Below are 20,284 nucleotides of genomic sequence, written 5' to 3'. Positions count from 1 at the left end.
TCATGGCAGAGATGGACGGAACATCAGGTCGGCAATCGGGACTGCGCGACCATCTGGTCGGTATGGTCTCCGGACGCCGGCCAGTGGTCATGGTCGCGGCCTTCGAGGGCTGGAACGACGCCGGTGAGGCGGCCACCAGCGCGATCGACCTGCTGCGCCGTCAATGGGGTGCTGCAGCGGCCGGCTCCCTGACGGACGGAGACTACTACGACTACCAGTTCACCCGTCCGACCGTGGTGCGCGACGCCGAGGGGCTCGGCACGTTGTCCTGGCCGCAGACGCGCATGTTCCGGGCGACCGATGTGGAAGGCCTGGACGTCATCCTCGTGTCGGGGGCCGAGCCCAGCTACCGATGGCAGGCCTTCACAGCCGAACTGCTGACCCATGCCGCCGAACAGAACGTCGACGCCGTGATCATGCTGGGGGCGCTGCTGGCCGACGTTCCGCATACCCGGCCACTGCCGGCCAGGCCCTCCAGCGCAGATCCCGAGCTCCGGGAGGCCCTGGGCGCACAACGGCCGACGTATGAGGGGCCGACTGGGATCGTGGGGGTGGTGACGGACACGGCCGCACGGGCGGGGCTGCCGACGGTGTCCGTGTGGGCCACGGTCCCCCACTATGTCTCTCAGGCTCCCTCCCCCAAGGCGGAACTGGCACTGTTGCGTCGGATCGAGGACCTCGTCCAAGTGAGCCTGGACCTCACGCCGCTGGTCGAGGACGCTGAGGCCTGGGAACGAGGCGTGAACGAACTCGCCGGAGAGGACCCCGACGTCGCAGCCTACGTGGAACAGCTGGAGCGCGCACGGGACACCGAGGAACTGCCCGAGGCCTCCGGCGAGGCCATCGCCGAGGAGTTCGAGCGGTACCTGCGCCGGCGCGGCCGGGACTAGTCGGAACCCCTCAGGTCGACTCAGAGCATCAGGCCGAGGAGACCGTTGGTCACCGTCCGGACGTCCGGGGACGAGAGGTCGGAGGTGTGTACTGAGTCGGCCGGATCCACGGCATCCCTGACCAGGGCCCGTTCCGCCCAGCGGTCCAGCTCGGCCAGTGCGGCCGGAGCATCCAGATCGTGGGACAGTGCGCGGTGGGCGGCACCCAGCACAGCGTCACCGTCCTCGGCTGCCTCGAAGCCCAGGGCCTGGCGCCACCGGGCGACTCGGTCCATCGACTGCCGCAACAGCTCCGGCGTCCACGCCCAATCGGTGCGGTAATGCTTCGAGAGCAGCGCCGCGCGGATGGCCACCGCCTCCACGCCCTGCTGGCGCAACCGGGAGACCAGGACGAGGTTGCCCAGGGACTTGGACATCTTCTCGCCCTCGTAGCCGACCATCCCGGCATGGACGAAGGTACCGGCCAGGGGCTGCCCGTCGCCGGCCGTGGCGTGGGCGGCACTGAACTCGTGGTGGGGGAAGCGCAGGTCCGAGCCCCCACCCTGGACGGTGAAGGGAGCCGGCAGCAGACGCCGGGCAATGGCGGAGCACTCAATGTGCCAACCCGGCCGGCCGGTGCCCAGGGATCGGCCGTCCCAGGTCGGTTCACCGGGGCGGGCCACCCGCCACAGCAGAGGATCCAGCGGGTGCCGTTTGCCCGGGCGCTCCGGGTCGCCGCCGCGGTCCGGGAAAACCGTGGTCATCTCCTCGGACCCGAGACGGCCGATGCTGCCGAGGGTCCAGTGCGTGGCCTCCTCGGCGGCGTCGATCGAGAAGTAGACGTCACCGTCCGGTCCACCGTCCACGCCTGGCACGGAGTAGGCGGTGCCGTTGTCCACGAGGGCCTCCACGGACTGGACCACCCAGTCCACGGTCTCGGTGGCGCCGACGTAGTGGTCCGGTGCCAGGACATTGAGGGCCTCCATGTCCGACCGGAACAGTTCGGTCTGGTCTGCCGCCAGGTCCCGCCAGTCCACACCGGTGGCGATGGCCCGTTCCAGCAGCGGATCGTCCACGTCGGTGACGTTCTGCACGTAGGTGACCGGCAGGCCACAGGAGCGCCAGTAGCGGTTGAGCAGGTCGAACGTCACGTAGGTGTTCGCGTGTCCGAGGTGGGTCGCGTCGTAGGGCGTGATCCCGCAGACGTACAGGGACGCCTCAGCCAGGTTGCCAGGGTGGCGTTCCACCTGGGATGAGGTGTCATGGATCTTGAGCCGGTCCGGCTGGACGGGCAGGCGAGCCGGGAGGGGCGTGTTCCAGGATTCCATCAGGCGTTGATCACTCCGAAGCCGAGCAGGATATAGAGAAGCAGGCCGAGACCGATGCGGTACCAGACGAAGGGCCTGAACGAGTGGGTTGAGATGAACTTCATGAGCCAGCCGATGACGACATAGCCGACCCCGAAGGCGACAAGGGTGGCGAGCAGGGTCTCGCCCATGCCATAGGAGGCCGAGGCGCCGGGCTCCCCCAAAGCCTGGAACAGCTTGTAGAAACCGGACGCGAAAACGGCCGGAACGGCCAGCAGGAAGGCGTACCGGGCGGCGGCCTCGCGGGTGAAACCCAGGGCGAGGCCCATCGTGATGGTGCCGCCGGAGCGGGAGACACCGGGGATCAGGGCCATCATCTGGGCCAGCCCGAACAGGATGCCGTCCTTGAGCGTGAGCTTCTCCAGGGGCTTGGTCTGCCGCCCGAGAGCGTCGGCGACAGCCAGCAGCAGGCCGAAGACGATCAGCATCGTCGCGACGATCCACAGGGACCGGAACGACGTGTCGATGTAGTCCTCGAAGAGCAGCCCGGCCACGGCGATGGGCAGCGAGCCGATGATGATCAGCCAACCCATGCGGGCGTCCGGGTCGTTGCGTTCCACCTTGCCGACCAGAGAGCCGCACCAGCGCGAGATGATCCGGACGATGTCCCTCCAGAAGAAGATCAGGACCGCCAGTTCCGTGCCGATCTGGGTGATGGCGGTGAACGCGGCTCCCGGATCGGCGGCTCCTGGGAGGAACTCGCCGACGATGCGCAGGTGCGCTGAGGACGAGATGGGAATGAATTCCGTCAAGCCCTGGACCAGGCCCAGGATGATCGCTTCTAACCAGTTCACATCAGAGAACCCTACGTCACAGGCTCGAAGCCCCCGTCCCCGCGACGCACGCGCGCCGGAAGATCGGGACGAAGATCATCCCGTGGTCGTAGTCCCGCTCGAAGGTTTGCTCGTCATCCTTCCGGCGGACCGGTCAGTTGCCGGAGTCTTGATCGTCGTCGCCTTCGTCCTCATCTTCGTCGTCGTAGACGTCCAGCGGGGTGAACTCACCGGTGGCGGCATACAGGGCGTCCTCGTAGGCCTCGAAGGAGTCGGCCACGTTGAAGAAGGCCGACTCGACTGCGGGATCGTCATCGTCACGCTTGCCGGTGGCGGCCGCCAGATGTTCTTCGAATGCGGAAACCAGGGCCTCAAGGGCCACACGCGGGTCGATGCTCATGGCACCACGGTAGCCGTTTTTTTCCGGCCTGGCATAGGGTTTCACGGAAGCAGGCCCGCTCGTGTCTCATACTGGCCGAGGACCGGCCAGTATCCACGGAGACCGGGTCCGTTGTCCCGCCAGTTCCCCAAGGAGAAGGATGCGCGAACAGGAGATCACCAGCGGTCTGGAGTCGCTGGAGCAGCGGGACCACTGGGAGTACCTGGTGATGACCGTCGCACCACGGGACTCGGTGACCGAGGCCCGGCGTCGGGTGGTGGAGCATGCGGAGTACGGCAAGTGGGAGTTGCAGCGCACGATCCTCTATCGTGGCGGTGCCCGGCGCTACTGGCTGCGGCGCCGGATCATCCGCGTCCGGTCGACCCTGGCCGTGCGGGCCTGAGCCTATGCGTCTGGACCCTGGACGGGCCCCAGCAGGTGGTTCGCCAGGGTCTGGTGCACCGACTCGTCGTCCGAGGGGTGGAACACCCCGGCCATGACGTCGCGGTAGATGCGGGACAGTTCGTCGCCGCGGTGGTAGGAGGCGCCCCCCGAGGCCTCGAGGGCGAAGTCCGTCTGGGCCTTGGCCGTGCGGACGGCCGAGGTCTTGTTCGCCACGAGTCGCGGGAACCACTCGGCACCCAGGTCCGCGCCGGCGTCGATGTCCGCGGCCACCGCCCGCAGTTGGGTGTCCGCGGCAAGCTGCCGCAGGGCGGCCTCGCCGGTCTTGTACCGCAGCACCGGATCCTGGGACAGGGCGAGCCCAGTGACCTTGGATGTCCTTCGGGCCAGGTTCCGCATGGCCAGTTCGACAGCCCGGTCCCCCACCCCCGTGTAGACGGCCGCGATGAGTGTCAGGAAGGACGCGAAGATCCCGAACGTGAGCGGGTCGGCATTCGGGCCGGCGGGGATGTGCCTCACGATCCGGTCGGCGGGGACGAGGGCGCCCTGCAGCCGGGTGGTGTGAGAGTGGGTGGCCCGCATGCCCAGCATGTCCCAGGAGGAGGCGTCGGCCTCCCAGCCGTCCGCGGACCGGTCGAGGAAGCCGAAGACCAGCTGGCCGCCGTCGGGCGTCTTGCCGAAGATCCCGAGCCGGGTCCAGGCCGGGGACAGGGTGGTGAAGATCTTGGTCCCGGTGAACCGGTATGAGCCGTCGCCCTGGGGTTCGGCCACGGTATCCGAGTCGAACAGGACCGCGTCATTGCCCGCCTCGGAGATGCCGAAGGCGAAGACCTCCCCCGCTGCCGACTCGCGGTGGATGAAGTCGAGGGAGTCATCTCCCTGGCGTCCCAGGATGAAGGCCACGGCGTTCCAGATCTGGTGCATGTTCACAGCCAGCGCGGTCGCCGGAGCGTGCATGGCCAGCACCCTCTGGGCGGCGACGACGGTCGAGACGTCCCAGCCCAGCCCGCCGGCCGCCGTGGGGGCGAGTGCCCTGAGGTAGCCCGCCTCCTGAAGGACCTCCAGGTCCTGCTGCGGAAAGGCGTTCGCCTCGTCGAAGCTGGGCGCTCGGTCGCGGATCCCGGCGAGGAGGTCGTCCGTCAGGATGGTCCCGACGGCGGCCTGCTGGGAGTTCTGCGGGGTGGGCATAGGGGGTTCTCCTGGGGGTTCGGGCGGCCGGTCGGCTCGGTGGTGACGGTTCCGACTCAGCGTGATCTCAGCGAAGTGTCTGCAGGGTGTGAGCGGGGTGTCAGCGGGGTTCGAGCATCCGGTGCAGCACCCGGCAGCCGAAGTCGAGGGCCTTGACGGGGACGCGCTCGTCGATGCCGTGGAACAGACCGGTGAAGTCGAGGTCGGCGGGGAGCTGCAGGGGGGCAAAGCCGTAGCCCGCGATCCCGAGCTGGGACAGGGACTTGTTGTCCGTGCCACCGGACATCATGAACGGCAGCACCGGGGCGCCGGGATCCTCCGCCTGGATGGAGTCGACCATGAGGTCCACGAGGTCGCCGGAGAAGGGGACCTCCAGGGAGATGTCCCGGTGCTCATGACTGAACTCCACCCCCTCGCCGGCGAGGTCACGCAGGGTGGTCATGACCTCCTCCTCCTGCCCCGGCAGGAAGCGGACGTCCACGGTGGCCTGTGCCTTTCCCGGGATCACGTTGTGCTTGTAGCCGGCCGTCAGTCCCGTGGGGTTGGTGCTGTTGCGCAGCGTGGAGCCGACGAACCGGGAAGCCGTGCCGAGGGCCTCGAGTTGGGGCGTGGGATCCGTCTCATCGAACTCCACCCCGCAGATCTCGGCGACCTGCTCCATCAGGGCGCGCGTGGTCTTCGTGTAGTCCAGGGGCCAGGCGTGGTTTCCGATCTGTTCGATGGCCCCAGCCAGCCGGGTCACGGCATTGTCGGGATGCACGGACGATCCGTGGCCCGGTGATCCCGTGGCGGTCAGGTTGAGCCAGGCCAGGCCCTTCTCGGCGGTCTGCAGCAGGTAGGCCCGTTGCCCGCGGATGTCCGTGGAGAAACCGCCGACCTCGCTGATGGCCTCCGTGGCCCCGGCGAAGACCTCGGGATGGTGGTCCACCATCCAGCGGGCACCGTAGACGCCTCCGGCCTCCTCGTCCGCGAAGAAGGCGACGATGAGGTCCCGGCGCGGCTGCTGTCCGGTACGGTGCAGGTGGCCCAGGACCGCGAGGATCATGGCATCCATTCCCTTCATGTCCACAGCCCCCCGGCCCCAGATCATCCCGTCTCTCAGCTCGGCCGAGAACGGGTCCACTGACCACTCGCTGGCGTCCGCGGGGACCACGTCGAGGTGGCCGTGCAGGATCAGGGCGGGAGCATGGGGGTCCCACCCCGCGATACGACCCACCACGCTGGCCCGGCCTGGGGACGACTCGTAGACCGTCGGTTCCATTCCGGCGTCCCGCATGAGGGCGGCACAGTATTCGGCCGCCTCGCGTTCTCCCCGGGAATCGTTGCCTCCGTAGTTCGAGGTGTCGATCCGGATCAGGTCTCGGCAGATGTGGACGACGTCGTCCGTGAAGTCGTGGCTGGAGGTGGCGCTCATGGTGCCACCCTAGCGAGGGGGATCTGCCCCTGTCCGGTCCGTGTACAGAGGCACACGAAAAGGGTGTTAGGATTGTCAGCGCTGCCTTTCGAGGCAGCGGAAATCCGGTGCGAACCGGATTGTGCGCGCGGGTGGCGGAATTGGCAGACGCGCAGCGTTGAGGTCGCTGTGCCCGCAAGGGCGTGGGGGTTCAAGTCCCCCTCCGCGCACAATAGATGCCCACCTCAGGGCGAACAAGAACGGGGCCGGTGACAACCGGCCCCGTTCTTGTCATCCTGGGACGAGTTTCGGGGAGCATTTCCCCCGACCATGCGCGTCGGCAGCGGAGGCCAGTGGTTTCAGGACCTCCGCGCCGAACCCCGGAGCCCGGTGGAGACCCGGGTGAGGCCGTGTTGGTCGGGTGGCTGCGTGATGACCTCGGGTGGATCCCCGGCCTGTCCCTTTCATGGGGCGACTATTTCCAGGTCAGGACCCTCACCGCATACGAGGGCCACACCGGCCATTTCGAGTACGCGGAGCTCCTCGACCGGCTCTGACGGTCTTCTGACATCTTTCACGCTCCACGGGTCTGGGCACCTGCTGTCCCTACGTGATAGGGGACGCCACCGGAGGCTCTTGTACCCCACCACTACTCGTCGGCCACCACGGCCGTCGTCACCGCCGATCCGCGCTTGTACCCTCAGTGCCATGATCACATCCGAGACCGTAGCGGGCCCCTGGGGACGGTTCGCGAACCGCCTCAAGCGGGAGATCTTGACCAATGTCACGCCGGTCCGCTGGGCCGCCGACGGCATGCATGAGGAGCGCCGCCGCAAGTGGGCGCCGCACTTGCCACCGCTGGACCTGGCCCAGGCCGGCCTGGTCTCCACCCTTCAGCGGCAGGGCCTCCGCATCGGGCCCCTGGACGATCTCGCGATCCCCACCACGGACGTGCTCAAGCCCGCCCTGGACCGCCTCGTGGCCCCCTTGGCGGACCTGCCCACGGGCGGTGCCAGTACGCTGCGTCCCTCCACGGATGACCTGTTGGCGGACCTGCCCATCTGGCAGTGGGGCCTGCAGGACCGAATGCTGGACATCGTCGAGAATTACCTGGGCGTGCCGGCCCGCTACTACGGGGCGGACGTGCGCCGCGAAGTCGGCAACAACCAGACGGTGGGCGTGCGCCGATGGCACCGTGACGTCGAGGACCGGCGCACCGTGAAGATCCTGGTGTGGCTCAACGACGTCGACGACCAGGGTGGGCCTTATGCCTACATTCCGCTGGCCGAGACGCTGTACGCCGTGGAGAGGCTGCACTACGTGGCCGGATTCGTGGATGATGCAAGGGTGGCTGACATGGTTCCCGCGGGAGCCGTTTCCTCGGCGACCGGGCCGAAGTGGACCGCCGTGGTGGCGGACAACTGTCGGCTGCTCCACCGGGCTACTCCGCCGGTTGCCCGGGACCGCTTCTCGGTGACCTTCACCTGGTCCTCGCGCACACCGATGAAGACGGAGGCAGCCCCGGAGTACACCCCGGACCAGGCCCGGCGCATCCGGTCGGGGCTGTCCGCACGCCAGTTGGCCTGTCTGCCTCCCGCCCTGGCCTGCGGCTGAACTGACCCTGGCGGTGGCCTGCCATAATCGGACCGGGCACCGAAACCGATGCCCGGCCGCATCCGCACGTGAAAGAGGCCCACCAGCCATGACAGAAGCCCGCGATCTGCTCCAGCGGCTGGCCCACGCCTATGGCATCCAGACGTCCTACCGGGGTCAAGACGGTCACGAACGCCCGGTCTCCGACCTCACGCTCATCGCGGTGCTGGCGGCCCTGGGCTGCACCGTCGAACCGGACGGCACGGCCGGGCTGGAGGTGGCACTGGAGCGACGGCGGTTGGCCCCGTGGCGCCGCATGCTGCCGCACACCACGGTCTCCCACGCGGGTTCAGGTTCCTCGGTCCAGATCCATGTCCCCCACGGGAGTGCCGTCACAGTGATGGCATTGCTGGAGACCGGAGAGACCCGTCACCTCGAGCAACTCGAGGACTTCACGGAACCCCGGTACATCGACGGCGAGCTGATCGGGCAAGCAACCTTCCGCCTCCCCCGGGACCTGCCCGTGGGATGGCACCGGTTGGGCGCCAGGGTGGACGACGGCAACGAGGTCGAAGCCACCCTCGTCGTGGTGCCGGAACGTCTCACGACAGCTGACCGCTACCGCCGTCAGCGCGGCTGGGGGCTGTCCGTCCAGCTGTACTCGGCACGGTCCTCTACTTCCTGGGGCCTGGGCGATTTCAGGGACTTGGCGGACCTGGCGGTCCAGACAGCCGCTCGTGGCGGTGACTATGTCCTGTCCAACCCCTTGCATGCCACCGCACCTGAACCGCCGGTGGTCTCCTCGCCGTACTCCCCCTCGACCCGACGGTTCACCAACCCGATGTACCTGCGCATCGAGGACCTCCCCGAGTACGCCGGCCTTGACCCGCGTGCTCGCCGAGAGGTGGAGGCTCTCGCCGCCGCCCGCCAGGCCGACAACGCGTCCGCTGACTCGCTGGACCGCGATGCCACCACGGCGGCCAAGCTGGCGGCCCTGCGCCGGCTCCATCAGGTCACGCCGACGCCGGCACGGGCACGCGCCTACCGCTCCTACCGCGAGCAGGAGGGCCACGGTCTGGATGACTTCGCCCTGTGGTGTGCCCTGCGCAGCGCCTATGACGCCTCCGACCCGGTCTGGCAGGATCCCGAACTCACGCCGGGCGGTCGCCTGGCCGAGCGCTACCGCCAAGACCTGGCCGAGGATGTCGACTTCCACCGCTGGATGCAGTGGTTGTGTGACACCCAACTGGCAACGGCGCAGCAGACGGCCCGTGAGTCCGGCATGCGACTGGGACTGATGCAGGACTTGGCCGTCGGGGCGGATCGCAACAACGCGGACGCCTGGATGCTGCAGGATTTACTCGTCGAGTCCATGTCCGTCGGCGCCCCACCGGACATGTACAACCAACGCGGTCAGGACTGGTCCCAGTCACCGTGGCACCCCGAAAGGCTGGCCGAGACCGGTTACCGCGCTTACCGTGACATGCTGCGCTCGGTGTTGCGCCACGCGGGCGGCATCCGGGTTGACCACATTCTGGGGCTGTTCCGGCTGTGGTGGATCCCGGTGGGCCAGTCCCCCACAGAGGGCGCGTATGTCACGTACGACCACGAGGCGATGATCGGCATCCTGGTCCTTGAAGCGGAGCGCGCGGGCGCCGTCGTCGTGGGTGAGGACCTGGGCACCTTCGAACCCTGGGTCCAGGACTACCTGGCCGACCGCGGGCTGTTGGGCACCTCGATCCTCTGGTTCGAGCAGGAGGACGGCAGGCCCCGTCCGCCCCAGGACTACCGGGTCCAGTGCCTGTCCTCCGTCAACACCCATGACCTGCCCCCGACCGCAGGTTACCTGGCCGGCACACACCTGGACCTGCGCGAACGCCTTGACTTGGTGGCCGGCGATCCCCACGCCGAACGAGACCGGGCCGTTGCCGAGCGCCGGGCGTTCATCCAGGCCGTCCAGGAGGCGGGATTCCTGTCCATCGATGCCGCCGCTCCCCTCACCTCGGACACCTCTGCTGACTCAGCAGATCCGGCCGTGGTCGCTGACATCGTGGTGGCCCTGCACCGGTACCTGGCCCAGGCGCCGTCCCTGCTGCACGGCATCGCGCTGGTGGACGCCGTCGGCGAACGGCGCATCCAGAACCAACCGGGCACCCAACAGCACGAGTACCCGAACTGGGAGATCCCGCTCGCGGACGCACTCGGGAAGCCTGTCCTCATCGACGACCTGGAGGCGATCCCTGGATTCGCCCGACTGCTGGACGCGGTGCACCACGAGCTGAACTCCGGCCCGGCTGCTGGCCGGCAGCCCGACCACGGGATTCCCACACCGTGACGCGGCCCTTCGGCGTGGTGATGGTGTCCCTGCACACCTCACCGCTGGCACAGCCGGGCCAGGGCGACGCAGGCGGCATGAACGTCTACGTCCGCCAGCTGGCCATCACCCTGGCCGCGGCTGGACATCCGGTCTGGGTCCTCACCCGCCGGGACCGGACCGGTCAACGCGTCCAAGACCTGCCGGTCCCCTCCGTGCCGGGGGCGGCCCGGGCTAGGGTGGTCCCGGTCCCCGCTGGCCCGGCCACGGACGTCCCCAAGGAGGAGCTTCCGCGGTGGGTGGACGATTTCGCCGCAGCGGCCCCCGGTGCCCTGACTGCCGCGGGTGGATGCCACGGGGACGACTGCCGCTGGGTGGTTCATTCCCACTACTGGCTCTCCGGACTGGCCGGATTGGCGGTGGCCGGAGACCTGAACGCCCCGATTCTGCACACCATGCACACCATGGCGGCCGTCAAGAACGCCCGGGACGCGCGGTCCGGTGAATCGGAGGAACGGGAGGCCGCCGAGCAGCAGATCGCCGCAGCGGCCGACCTCCTGGTGGCCAACACTCCGGCCGAGCGGGACGAGCTGAGTGACCACTATGGAGCCGATCCAGCCCGGATCAGGGTGATCCCGCCGGGCGTGGACACGTCCGTCTTCCATCCCGACGGCGGCGCCCACTGGCCCGGTCGCTCTACAGGGCTCAAGGTCCTGTTCGCCGGGCGTATCCAGGGCCATAAGGGCCCGCAGGTGGCCATCCGCGCCGCCGGCCTGGTGAACGGACGGGCCTCAGGTGTCCCCCCGGTGCAGCTGCATCTGACCGGTGCCCACTCGGGCTCGGACGAGCTCGACCTCCCCGCCCTGGTCTCTGCCGCCGGACTGGAGGGCCAGTGCACGGAGTCCGGCCCTGTGTCCGCGCAGGAGCTGGCGGAGGTCTACCGGGCTGCGGACGTGGTGGTCGTGCCGAGCTACTCAGAGTCCTTCGGCCTGGTCGCCCTTGAGGCCCAGGCCTGCGGGACCCCCGTCTTGGCACACCGGGTGGGTGGGCTCGCCTACGCCGTGGCGGACGGCGAGACCGGGCGACTGGTGGACGGCCTGGACCCGGAGACCTGGGCGCAGGAGCTGGAGCGCATCGTGGCCGACCTGCCGGCCTGGCGACAGATGGGCCAGGAAGCAGCGGGCCGGGCCCGGACCTTCGGCTGGGAGGTCATGGCGGTCCACATGTCAGAGGCGTACGAGGTGCTCTCCGCCGAACGGTAGGGCTGCGATCCTGTCCTACCCCCCTACCCCTGCCCCGCCCTCTGCCCTGGACCCGAACCCGGGACAGAGATTGAGCCGGTGAAGTGCGGCTTGCCGGTGCGACCGTTCCACGCCGTGACCTCGGTCGTGACCTCAGTGTTGCGGCGATCTGGGTGGACGACGCCCAGGGACACCGTCCCGGGGAGCAGCACCGGAGTGGCGAAGGAGATCTCCCACTCGTGGCCGGCACCCGCTGGTTCCCGGCCCGCGAGCATCCGCCCGGCCAGATACATCCCATGGGCGATCATGCCCTTCTGCCCCAGGAGCTTGGCGGTCACTGGGTTCAGATGGATCGGATTGAAGTCCCCGGACAGGGCGGCATACTCCCGGCCGGCGGACGCGGGCAGGCGCCACTGCGCGGTCAGCTGCGGTGCCGTGAACGGCGGGTGGCCGGCCTTGGCGGGGCGCTCGTGGGCCGGCAGGTGGACTCCGGCGGCCAGATACGTGGACGTGCCCTCCCACAACAGCTGCAGCTTTCCGGTGTGATCGGTGGGGCGGCTGACCGGGCCATCGGCAGGGCGGTCAATGTGCGGCGGTCCGTGGACGGTGACGACCAGGTCCACAGTCGTCCCGGACGGATGGGGGCTCAGTCGGGTGGCCGAGGCGGCCACCTCCAGAGGGGTTTCCGCAGGGACCGGGGCATGGTGGTGCACGCGGTTGCGGAGGTGGACCATGCCCAACAGAGGCAGCGGGAAATCCGGATCGGCCATGAGTTCGATGGCCGCTGGGAAACAGGCGATGTGCACGAGCACCGAGGGCAGGTCGGCCGGGTCCAGCACCGGACCATTCCGGTGGAACATCCGCGCGTACCGGGTGGCGAGCTCAGAACTGATCTCCTGGTCGTGGACTACCACGGTACGTCCGGGGAGCTGCTGTGGACGGCGCCGTCTGACCAGCGCGTCCTTGGCGGCCGTGGACAGGGCCGCCCGGTAGCTCGAACTCAGGGGCGTCATGGTCTCTCGTTCCATCTCAGGCTCCCATCATGCCCTGGCCGCAGACACGCAACGTGGAACCGGACGTGCCCCCAGCCGCATCGGAGACCAAGTAGGCGATAGCCTCCGCCACGTCGACGGGCCGGCCCCCCTGCTGGAGGGAGTTCAACCGGCGCGCGACCTCACGGGTGGCCTTCGGCATCCGGGCAGTCATTTCGGTCTCGATGAAGCCCGGAGCCACCGCGTTGATGGTTCCGCCGCCGGCTGTCCCGGCAGTGGTCATCAGCTCCGCTGTGGCGGAGACCATCCCCATGACGCCCGCCTTGGACGCGGCGTAGTTCGTCTGGCCGGCGTTGCCCGCGATCCCGGACGTCGAGGCGAGCGAGGCGATCCGCAGTTCGTCAGCCACCACGCCCTCGCCGACCGCGGCCAGGAAGGTCCGGTTCATCGCCAGTTGCGACTCGATGTTCACCGCGAGCACGGAGTCCCACCGAGCGGCATCCATGTTGGCGAGCTTCTTGTCCCGGGTGATCCCGGCGTTGTGCACCACGATGTCCAGCTGCCCATGGCGCTCAGCGCAGTGCGCGAGGATCCTCTCCCCCGCATCCGCCGCGGTGATGTCCAACTGAAGTGCGGTGCCGGCCAGCGAGTTCACGACGCCGGCCAGCGCCTCCCCGGCGGTCGGCACGTCGACCCCCACGATGGTTGCCCCATCGCGGTGCAGGGTCTCGGCGATCGCGGCACCGATACCGCGGGCGGCACCGGTCACCACGGCCACCTTGCCCGCAAGGGGCTTCTCCCAGTCCCGGGGCAGGGTGCCGGCATCGGAGGAGACGGGGATGAACTGGCCGGAGACGAAGGCGCTCTTGGCCGATAGCAGGAAGCGCAGAGCCCCGGTCGCCCCGGGAGCGGACAGCGTCGTGTGCTCACCCAGCACGATCCCGTTGGCAGTGGCCCCGCGGCGCATCTCGTGGGCGAGCGAACGGGTCAGGCCCTCGATGCCCTGGCGGGCGGCCCGCACGGCGGGCCGGTCGGAACCGAGGGGATCGCGGAAGACGGTGACCACGCGGGCGGACGGACCCAATTTCCGCTGCACGGCCCCGAGCTGCAGTGTGGTGGCGGACAGGTCGGCCGGCGTGCCGGCGTCGTCATAGCAGGCGACGACGGCGCCATAGTGGTCGGCCGGAGCTGACTGACGGCGGACATCCAGTCCCCAGTCCAGCAGGACGGCTGCGGCCTCGTCGGCCGCGTGGCCGCCGCCGAGGACCAGCACGGAGCCCTCCACGAGGACCTGGCCCGGCTCGTATCGCCGGAGGACTGCTGGCCGGGGCAGCCCCAGGGCGCCGGCGAGTTTCCGGCCGAGCGGCTGGTTGACGAGGGCGGTGTAGGTATCAGTCTGCGGTGCCGTGGCCATGTGCTCAGCGCCCCCGGATGATCGCGACGATGCCCTGGCCGCCGGCCGCGCAGACTGAGATCAGACCGAGTGAGCCCGGCCCCTTCTCGTGGAGCATCGTGGCCAGGGTGGCGATGATGCGGCCGCCGGTGGCGGCAAAGGGGTGGCCGGCGGCCAGCGAGGAGCCGTTGACGTTGAGTTTGGACCGGTCGATGGCGCCCAGGGGCGCGTCCAGACCCAGCTGGTCGCGGCAGAAGTCCTCATCCTCCCAGGCCTTCAGGGTGGACAGGACCGTTCCGGCGAAGGCCTCGTGGATCTCGTAGTAGTCGAAGTCCTGCAGGGACAGTCCCTGGCGCTGCAATAGGTGGGACAGGGCGTAGGCCGGCGCCATGAGCAGGCCCTCCTTGCCGTCCACGAAATCCACGGCGCCGGTCTCGAAGTCCACGAAGTCGGCGAGTACGGGCAGGCCCTTCTCCGCGGCCCATTCCTCGGAACCGAGCAGGACCGTGGAGGCCCCGTCCGTCAGCGGGGTGGAGTTTCCGGCGGTCATGGTGGCCTCGTCCCCGAGGTCGCGGCCGAAAGCGGGCTTGAGCTTGCCGAGCTTCTCGAGCGTGGTGTCCGCACGCAGGTTGTTGTCCCTGGTCAGCGAGCCGAAAGGTGTCACGAGGCCGTCGAAGAAACCGCGGTCATAGGCGGCCGCGAGGCGGTGGTGGCTGGCCAGGGCCAGCTCGTCCTGAGCCTGCCGGGAGATCCCCCACTGGTGGGTGGTCCGGGCCTGGTGTTCGCCCATGGACAGTCCCGTGCGGGGTTCCTCGGTGCCGGGGGCCTGGGGTGCCAGATGGCCGGGGCGGAACTTCAGGACTGCCTTGATCTTGTCCTGCGTGGTGCGGGCGCGGTTGAGCTCCATCAGAACGGCGCGGGCGGCGTCGTTGAAGACGAGGGGGGCGTCGGAGATGCTGTCTACACCACCGCCGATGGCCGAGTCGAGCTGCCCCAGTCGGATCTTGTTGGCGAGTCCTCCGATGGCCTCCATGCCCGTGGCGCAGGCGATCTGGACCTCGTGGGCGGGGGTGGCCGGGTCCAGCGAGGTGCCGAGGACGGATTCCCGGGTCAGGTTGAAATCCTTGCTGTGCTTGATGACCGCGCCGGCAGCAACCTCCCCGATCCGCTCCCCCTGCAGCCCGTACCGGGCAATGAGACCGTTCAGGGCGGAGGTCAGCAGGTCCTTGTTGGTGGCCTTGGCATAGGCGCCATGGGACCGTGCGAACGGCGTGCGGTTTCCGCCGATGATGACGGCCTCCCGCACCTCGCCACCGGCGATGGCGGGCTGGCCTGCGGTGAGCCGCGCTGTGTCCTGCGGAGCTGGCATGTTCGCGGAGGTCTTTTCGGTCATGGTGATCCCTTCGGGTTTCACGGCGAGCCGTGGGTACAACGTGACGGGTCTTACTGATACCCAGAGTACCTGATACGCTCAGTATCGTGAATACTGCAGTCAAGGACGCCGATATGCCGGATGGCCGTGCCACCCGTTGGGACGAGCACCGCCTGCAGCGGCGCGCAGAACTGATCCGGGCCGCCCGCCATGCCGTCCACGATCTCGGACCCCAGGCGTCCATGGGCGACATCGCCACGCATGCCGGAACTTCCAAGAGCGTCTTCTACCGGTACTTCGGGGACAAGAACGGTTTGCAGGCCGCCGTGGGTGAACGCGCCATCGATTTCATGGAACGTGAACTGCTGGCGGCCGCGGAGACCTCGGACAATGCCCTGGACGGGTTGTACGCGATGGTCGCCGTATACCTCAGGCTGGCTGAGTCCTCGCCCCATGTCTATGCCTTCTCGACGCGGCTGCCACCGGAGACTCCGGAGATCACCGAGGGATCCAGCACCTCCGGCACGTCCAGCGGACAGCCGACCGCCATGGCTGACTTCTTCGAGCGGATCGCCGCCGTGATGGACGTCCACTTCCGCGACTACCTTCGCCAGCAGGGCCACCAACCCTCCGCGGCGTCCGCCACCTGGTACTGGCCGCGGGCAGCGATCGGCATGGTCCGCTCGGCCGGCGAATCCTGGTTGGTCACGCCGTCCGGAGCCGACCGGCCGGATGCCGGCCGGCTGGCACGCAAGATCACCGCGTGGCTCACGGTAGGCCTGTCCGGCACCTATGCCGCTGCCGATCCCCCTGATCTGTCTGATCACCCCGCACCCTCGACGTCTACCGATCCTTCCACTCCCGAACAGGAGCAGTCATGACCACCACCTCTGATTCCAGCACCACCGCGGTACCGGCCGGGGCCGTGCCGCCTGCCGTCCAGGCAGATGCGGACACCGGGGCACACACTGCCTTCAGCGCCATCTCCGCGGCAGAGCCCGGCGGACTGGACCTGGACGACGTCCAGCAGTTGCTGCTCGGGCGGTGGGCCGCGGACCGGCTGGAGGGACGGAAGAATGTCAAGGACCCGGACCTGCACAAGATCGAGAATCTCTCGATGGAGGACCACCGTGAGCGGGTGCTGGGTCAGCTGCGCATCCTCGTCGATCGTGGCCAGGTGAACAAGGCGTTCCCACGGAGCCTCGGCGGCAGCGACAACCACGGCGGGAACATCGCCACGTTCGCGGAGTTGGTCAGTGCCGACCCGTCGCTCCAGATCAAGGCCGGGGTGCAGTGGGGCCTGTTCGGTTCCGCCATCCTGCATCTGGGCACGGAGGAGCATCACGAGCGCCTCCTGCCCGCCGTCATGAGTCTGGAGGTGCCGGGCGCCTTCGCCATGACGGAGATTGGCCACGGTTCGGATGTCTCCTCACTGGCGACCACGGCGACCTACGTCCCGGAGACCGATGAGTTCGAGATCCACACGCCCTTCAAGGCGGCCTGGAAGGAGTTCCTGGGCAACGCCGCGCTCCACGGCAAGGCCGCGGTGGTCTTCGCCCAGCTGATCACCCGCGGCGTCAACCACGGGGTGCACGCGTTCTACGTTCCACTCCGTGATGCCGCCGGCGACTTCCTGCCGGGCATCGGCGGCGAGGACGACGGGTACAAGGGCGGACTCAACGGCATCGACAACGGCCGGCTGCACTTCGACCACGTGCGCATTCCCCGTACCAACCTGCTGAACCGCTACGGCTCCGTGGATGAGAAGGGCGGTTACTCCTCGGACATCGCCTCCCCCGGCCGCCGGTTCTTCACCATGATCGGAACCCTCGTCCAGGGCAGGGTCTCCCTCGCCCTGTCCGGTGCCTCCGCCTCCGCCCTGGCGCTGACCGGTGCCATCACCTACGGCAATCAACGCCGGCAGTTCAACGCGACCTCGGACACGCACGAGGAGGTGCTGATGGACTACCAGCTCCACCAGCGCCGCCTGATCGATCGCCTGGCCCGGACCTATGCCGACACCTTTGCCGCCAACGAGTTGCTGGAGAAGTTCGACGCCGTGTTCTCCGGGGAGTCGGACACCGATGAGGACCGGCAGGAACTCGAGACCCTGGCCGCCGCCATCAAGCCGTTGACGACCTGGAATGCGCTGGACTCACTGCAGGAGGCCCGCGAGGCCTGTGGTGGTGCGGGATACATGGCCAAGAACCGGTTCGCCTCACTCCGTCACGACCTGGACATCTTCGTGACCTTCGAGGGTGACAACAACGTGTTGCTCCAGCTGGTCGGTAAACGGCTGCTGTCCGATTACTCCAAGGACCTGACCAACCTCTCCATCGGAGCCCTGTCCCGCTACGTCCGGGGCCAGGCCACCGAGGCCGTCGTATACCGGTCCGGCTTGCGCCGCGTGGTGCAGTCCGTGCAGGATGCAGGCTCGGAGCGCAAGAGTGCCAGTTGGTTCAAGGATGTCGAGGTTCAGAGGGCGCTGCTTGAGGACCGGGTGCGGTCCAAGACCGGTGCCGTCGCCCAGGCCCTGATGCCGGTGGCCAAGAAGTCCCAGTCCGAACAGGCCGCCACCTTCAATCTGCACCAGGCTGACCTGATCGACGCCGCTCGCAATCACGGCGAGTTGCTCGAATGGGAGGCGTTCACGCGGGCGATCGAGCAGATCGAGGACGATCACACCCGGCAGATCATGACCTGGTTGCGCAACCTCTTCGCCTTGCGCGTGATCGAGGATGACCTGGGCTGGTTCCTCGAGACCGGCCGGATCTCCCCGCAACGCGCACGCACCCTGCGCACCTACATCAACCGTCTGGCGGCCCGACTGCGTCCGCACGCGCAGACCCTGGTCGATGCCTTCGGCTACGAGCAGGAGCATCTGCGGATGGACATCGCCACCGGGGACGAGGCGCGGCGTCAGGACGAGGCCGCTGAGTACTATCGAAAGCTACGCGCCTCGGCGGACGCACCCATCCACGAGAAGGTCTTGCGCCAGCGGGAGAAGAATGCGGCCCAAGGCAGAAACGGCAGAAAGCAGAAACAAGGGCAGTAGAGAGGTGAGAGCAACAGATAGGTCGGGGCGGAAGGTCGCCCGGTTGGCCCATCGGTGGCCCGATGCAGGGAGCAGCCCCTAGGATCGTCAGAGATCCGCAGGATGAGCCGAGGGAGAGAGCCGTGACCGAGCCTAAGCCCGCAGGCCGACGACCTGAACGCACCACGGTGGTGGTGGCCACCCGCAATCGACGTGAGGAACTCCTGGCCTACCTCGGACACCACGAAGCGCCCGTGATCGTGGTGGACAACGCCTCCACGGACGGGTCGCCGGAGGCCATCGAGTCCATGTTCCCCAGCGTGCGCGTGGTAAGGCTGCCGCAGAACCGTGGCGCGGAAGCCAGAACCGTGGGCGCCCAGCTGGCGGAGACGGAATTCATCGCCTTCGCCGATGACGACTCGTGGTGGTCGCCCGGTGCGTTGCAGCGCGGCGAGGAGCTCTTCGAGGACCATCCGCGCTTGGGGCTGCTGGCGGCATCCATCGCGGTGGGGCCAGACGATGTGCCGGACCCCATCAATGCCGTGCTCGCCGATTCCCCCCTGGGGCCGGCCTCGACCGGATCAGGACCGCGGCTCCTGGGCTTCGTGGCCTGTGCCGCGATGGTGCGTCGATCGGCGTTTCTGGAGGTGGGCGGGTTCGATCCCGTGGTCCGCTTCCCCGGCGAAGAGGAGCGGGTGGCCTTGGACCTGGTGGCCGCCGGTTGGGAGCTCGCCTATGCCCCCGACCTGTGGGTCCACCACCACCCCTCGAGCCTGCGGGAGCCGAACGAGACCCGCCAGCGGGAACTTCTCCGCAGCCGACTGCTGACCACGGTGATGCGTCGGCCGTGGCCGGCTGTGGGGGCGGAAGTCCGCGCGGCGGTGGCAGCCGGATCCCGGGGATGGCGCGCGCTGGCCGCCACTCTCCCGCGGGTTCCGGCGGCGGTGCGCCGCCGCCAATCGGTTCCCGTCACCGTCGAGGCCGACCTCGCGCGGTTGCGCCCCCAGGTGACGGTGACCGCCACGCCGGCACCGCAGCCCGGCGCACCGGGGTCCTTCCACCCGCGGCTGTCCGTGGTGATGATCACCTACAACCGCCGAGCTGAGGCGTTGCAGTCACTGGAACGCTTGATATGCCTGCCGGAGCGGCCCCGCGTGGTCGTCGTGGACAACGGTTCCTCTGATGGGACTGCGCCAGCCATCCGGGAGCGGTACTCGGGCGACCCGCAGGTCGTGCTGGTCGCTAGCCCGGACAACCTGGGAGCCGTGGGACGCAATCTGGCTATGGAGCAGGTCACCACCGAGTTCGTGGCCTTCTGTGACGACGACACGTGGTGGGAGCCCGGCGCCCTGGACCTGGCTGTGGCGGCGTTGAACGCCCATCCCCTACTGGGCGTGGTCACCGGCCGGATCCTCGTCGAGCCCGGCGGTCGGGACGATCCCATCAACGCCGAGCTGCTGCATTCTCCTGTGTCCGGCCCGGAGTGGCTCCCGGGTCCGGCACTGGGCAGCTTCCTGGCCGGAGCCTCGGTCATGCGCACCGCGGCCTTCCGCGAGGTCGGTGGGTTCAATCCGCGGCTCTGGCTCGGTGGTGAGGAGGAACTGATGGCAGCGGACCTTGCCACCGCGGGCTGGGAACTCTGCCACCTGCCCGAGGTGCTGGTGCACCATCAGGCGTCCACGGTCCGTGATCCGCACCTGCGCCGACGTCACGGCCTGCGCAACACCCTCTGGTTCATCTGGCTGCGCCGCCCGGTGGGCGCCGCCGTACGTCGAACTCGTGACGTGCTCGGCACGGCGCCGTGGGACCGCACCACGGCCGCCGGCATCGTCGACGCCCTGGCCGGCGCCGGATGGGTGCTGCGCGAACGCCGGGTGCTGCCCCCGCGCGTCGAGCAGCGCTTCCTGGCCCTGGAGGACTCGCAGCGCCACAGCAAGGCGCGTCAGTACGTGAGCTGAACCGGCCGTCGTCGCC

At 68.6% G+C, this 20,284-nt stretch carries 17 protein-coding genes and 1 tRNA gene; 10 read left to right on the top strand and 8 right to left on the bottom strand.

The window, feature by feature from the left end:
- Positions 1-2: 2 nt before the first annotated feature.
- Positions 3-890, top strand: coding sequence for a PAC2 family protein (locus tag ABD134_RS04530; RefSeq protein WP_378108353.1), 888 nt, complete (start codon positions 3-5; stop codon positions 888-890).
- Between the two features lie 20 nt (positions 891-910).
- Here ABD134_RS04530 and mshC read toward each other — a convergent pair whose 3' ends face one another.
- The 3 genes from mshC to ABD134_RS04515 all read right to left on the bottom strand — a co-directional run bounded on the left by mshC (position 911) and on the right by ABD134_RS04515 (position 3,409).
- Entirely contained in the window at positions 911-2,197 is a 1,287-nt protein-coding gene (gene mshC / locus ABD134_RS04525; protein WP_344227070.1) for a cysteine--1-D-myo-inosityl 2-amino-2-deoxy-alpha-D-glucopyranoside ligase, read from the bottom strand.
- Positions 2,197-3,030: an undecaprenyl-diphosphate phosphatase gene (locus ABD134_RS04520; protein WP_344227068.1), complete on the bottom strand. Its 834-nt coding sequence runs from the start codon at positions 3,028-3,030 to the stop codon at positions 2,197-2,199. The genes mshC and ABD134_RS04520 overlap by 1 nt, the downstream gene beginning before the upstream one ends.
- 133 nt (positions 3,031-3,163) lie before the next feature.
- A complete protein-coding gene (locus tag ABD134_RS04515; RefSeq protein ID WP_344227066.1) occupies positions 3,164-3,409 on the bottom strand; it encodes a hypothetical protein in 246 nt (81 codons plus the stop codon).
- A 139-nt stretch (positions 3,410-3,548) separates the two neighbouring features.
- Between ABD134_RS04515 and ABD134_RS04510 the strand changes: the two genes are divergently transcribed.
- Complete coding sequence (locus ABD134_RS04510) at positions 3,549-3,791, top strand: DUF5703 family protein (protein WP_344227064.1); 243 nt, start codon at positions 3,549-3,551, stop codon at positions 3,789-3,791.
- Positions 3,792-3,793: 2 nt separating this feature from the next.
- Here ABD134_RS04510 and ABD134_RS04505 read toward each other — a convergent pair whose 3' ends face one another.
- Complete coding sequence (locus tag ABD134_RS04505; protein ID WP_344227063.1) at positions 3,794-4,978, bottom strand: acyl-CoA dehydrogenase family protein; 1,185 nt, start codon at positions 4,976-4,978, stop codon at positions 3,794-3,796.
- A 100-nt stretch (positions 4,979-5,078) separates the two neighbouring features.
- On the bottom strand, positions 5,079-6,392 hold the full coding sequence (locus ABD134_RS04500) for a M20/M25/M40 family metallo-hydrolase (RefSeq protein ID WP_344227062.1): 1,314 nt from the start codon (positions 6,390-6,392) through the stop codon (positions 5,079-5,081).
- Positions 6,393-6,517: 125 nt separating this feature from the next.
- Here ABD134_RS04500 and ABD134_RS04495 point away from each other — a divergent pair.
- The 5 genes from ABD134_RS04495 to ABD134_RS04475 all read left to right on the top strand — a co-directional run bounded on the left by ABD134_RS04495 (position 6,518) and on the right by ABD134_RS04475 (position 11,540).
- Positions 6,518-6,601, top strand: a tRNA-Leu gene (locus ABD134_RS04495).
- 123 nt (positions 6,602-6,724) lie between these two features.
- Entirely contained in the window at positions 6,725-6,928 is a 204-nt protein-coding gene (locus ABD134_RS04490) for a hypothetical protein (RefSeq protein WP_344227061.1), read from the top strand.
- Between the two features lie 151 nt (positions 6,929-7,079).
- Entirely contained in the window at positions 7,080-7,985 is a 906-nt protein-coding gene (locus tag ABD134_RS04485; protein WP_344227060.1) for a phytanoyl-CoA dioxygenase family protein, read from the top strand.
- Between the two features lie 88 nt (positions 7,986-8,073).
- A complete protein-coding gene (gene malQ, locus ABD134_RS04480) occupies positions 8,074-10,299 on the top strand; it encodes a 4-alpha-glucanotransferase (protein ID WP_344227058.1) in 2,226 nt (741 codons plus the stop codon).
- Positions 10,296-11,540 carry a glycosyltransferase gene (locus ABD134_RS04475; protein WP_344227057.1) on the top strand — a complete coding sequence of 415 codons (1,245 nt, stop codon included), beginning with the start codon at positions 10,296-10,298 and terminating at the stop codon, positions 11,538-11,540. Before malQ ends, ABD134_RS04475 begins: the two co-directional genes overlap by 4 nt.
- A 23-nt stretch (positions 11,541-11,563) precedes the next feature.
- Here ABD134_RS04475 and ABD134_RS04470 read toward each other — a convergent pair whose 3' ends face one another.
- From ABD134_RS04470 to ABD134_RS04460, 3 genes are read right to left on the bottom strand one after another with little or no spacing between them, the layout of a single operon-like run.
- Complete coding sequence (locus ABD134_RS04470) at positions 11,564-12,532, bottom strand: MaoC/PaaZ C-terminal domain-containing protein (protein ID WP_344227056.1); 969 nt, start codon at positions 12,530-12,532, stop codon at positions 11,564-11,566.
- 16 nt (positions 12,533-12,548) lie between these two features.
- Entirely contained in the window at positions 12,549-13,925 is a 1,377-nt protein-coding gene (locus ABD134_RS04465; RefSeq protein ID WP_344227054.1) for a 3-oxoacyl-ACP reductase, read from the bottom strand.
- Between the two features lie 4 nt (positions 13,926-13,929).
- Positions 13,930-15,297, bottom strand: coding sequence for an acetyl-CoA C-acetyltransferase (locus ABD134_RS04460; RefSeq protein ID WP_378108356.1), 1,368 nt, complete (start codon positions 15,295-15,297; stop codon positions 13,930-13,932).
- 86 nt (positions 15,298-15,383) lie between these two features.
- Between ABD134_RS04460 and ABD134_RS04455 the strand changes: the two genes are divergently transcribed.
- The 3 genes from ABD134_RS04455 to ABD134_RS04445 all read left to right on the top strand — a co-directional run bounded on the left by ABD134_RS04455 (position 15,384) and on the right by ABD134_RS04445 (position 20,268).
- Positions 15,384-16,157 (top strand): TetR/AcrR family transcriptional regulator, encoded by a 774-nt coding sequence (locus tag ABD134_RS04455; protein ID WP_344227052.1) that lies wholly within the window; start codon positions 15,384-15,386, stop codon positions 16,155-16,157.
- A complete protein-coding gene (locus ABD134_RS04450; RefSeq protein ID WP_344227051.1) occupies positions 16,154-18,331 on the top strand; it encodes an acyl-CoA dehydrogenase family protein in 2,178 nt (725 codons plus the stop codon). The genes ABD134_RS04455 and ABD134_RS04450 overlap by 4 nt, the downstream gene beginning before the upstream one ends.
- A gap of 122 nt (positions 18,332-18,453) precedes the next feature.
- Positions 18,454-20,268, top strand: a complete 1,815-nt coding sequence (locus ABD134_RS04445; RefSeq protein WP_344227049.1) for a glycosyltransferase family 2 protein — start codon at positions 18,454-18,456, stop codon at positions 20,266-20,268.
- Positions 20,269-20,284: the final 16 nt, after the last annotated feature.

This window comes from Citricoccus alkalitolerans, assembly GCF_039528175.1.
Lineage (GTDB): Bacteria > Actinomycetota > Actinomycetes > Actinomycetales > Micrococcaceae > Citricoccus > Citricoccus alkalitolerans.
The sequence above is the reverse complement of the archived record's forward strand: the minus strand, read 5'-3'. Positions and strand labels throughout refer to the sequence as shown.

Bases quoted from the DNA above. Each gene is read 5' to 3' on its own strand.
- ABD134_RS04530 (WP_378108353.1), top strand. From the start codon at position 3: ATGGCAGAGATGGACGGAACATCAGGTCGGCAATCGGGACTGCGCGAC.
- mshC (WP_344227070.1), bottom strand. From the start codon at position 2,197: ATGGAATCCTGGAACACGCCCCTCCCGGCTCGCCTGCCCGTCCAGCCG.
- ABD134_RS04515 (WP_344227066.1), bottom strand. From the start codon at position 3,409: ATGAGCATCGACCCGCGTGTGGCCCTTGAGGCCCTGGTTTCCGCATTC.
- ABD134_RS04510 (WP_344227064.1), top strand. From the start codon at position 3,549: ATGCGCGAACAGGAGATCACCAGCGGTCTGGAGTCGCTGGAGCAGCGG.
- ABD134_RS04505 (WP_344227063.1), bottom strand. From the start codon at position 4,978: ATGCCCACCCCGCAGAACTCCCAGCAGGCCGCCGTCGGGACCATCCTG.
- ABD134_RS04500 (WP_344227062.1), bottom strand. From the start codon at position 6,392: ATGAGCGCCACCTCCAGCCACGACTTCACGGACGACGTCGTCCACATC.
- ABD134_RS04485 (WP_344227060.1), top strand. From the start codon at position 7,080: ATGATCACATCCGAGACCGTAGCGGGCCCCTGGGGACGGTTCGCGAAC.
- malQ (WP_344227058.1), top strand. From the start codon at position 8,074: ATGACAGAAGCCCGCGATCTGCTCCAGCGGCTGGCCCACGCCTATGGC.
- ABD134_RS04470 (WP_344227056.1), bottom strand. From the start codon at position 12,532: ATGACGCCCCTGAGTTCGAGCTACCGGGCGGCCCTGTCCACGGCCGCC.
- ABD134_RS04465 (WP_344227054.1), bottom strand. From the start codon at position 13,925: ATGGCCACGGCACCGCAGACTGATACCTACACCGCCCTCGTCAACCAG.
- ABD134_RS04460 (WP_378108356.1), bottom strand. From the start codon at position 15,297: ATGACCGAAAAGACCTCCGCGAACATGCCAGCTCCGCAGGACACAGCG.
- ABD134_RS04450 (WP_344227051.1), top strand. From the start codon at position 16,154: ATGACCACCACCTCTGATTCCAGCACCACCGCGGTACCGGCCGGGGCC.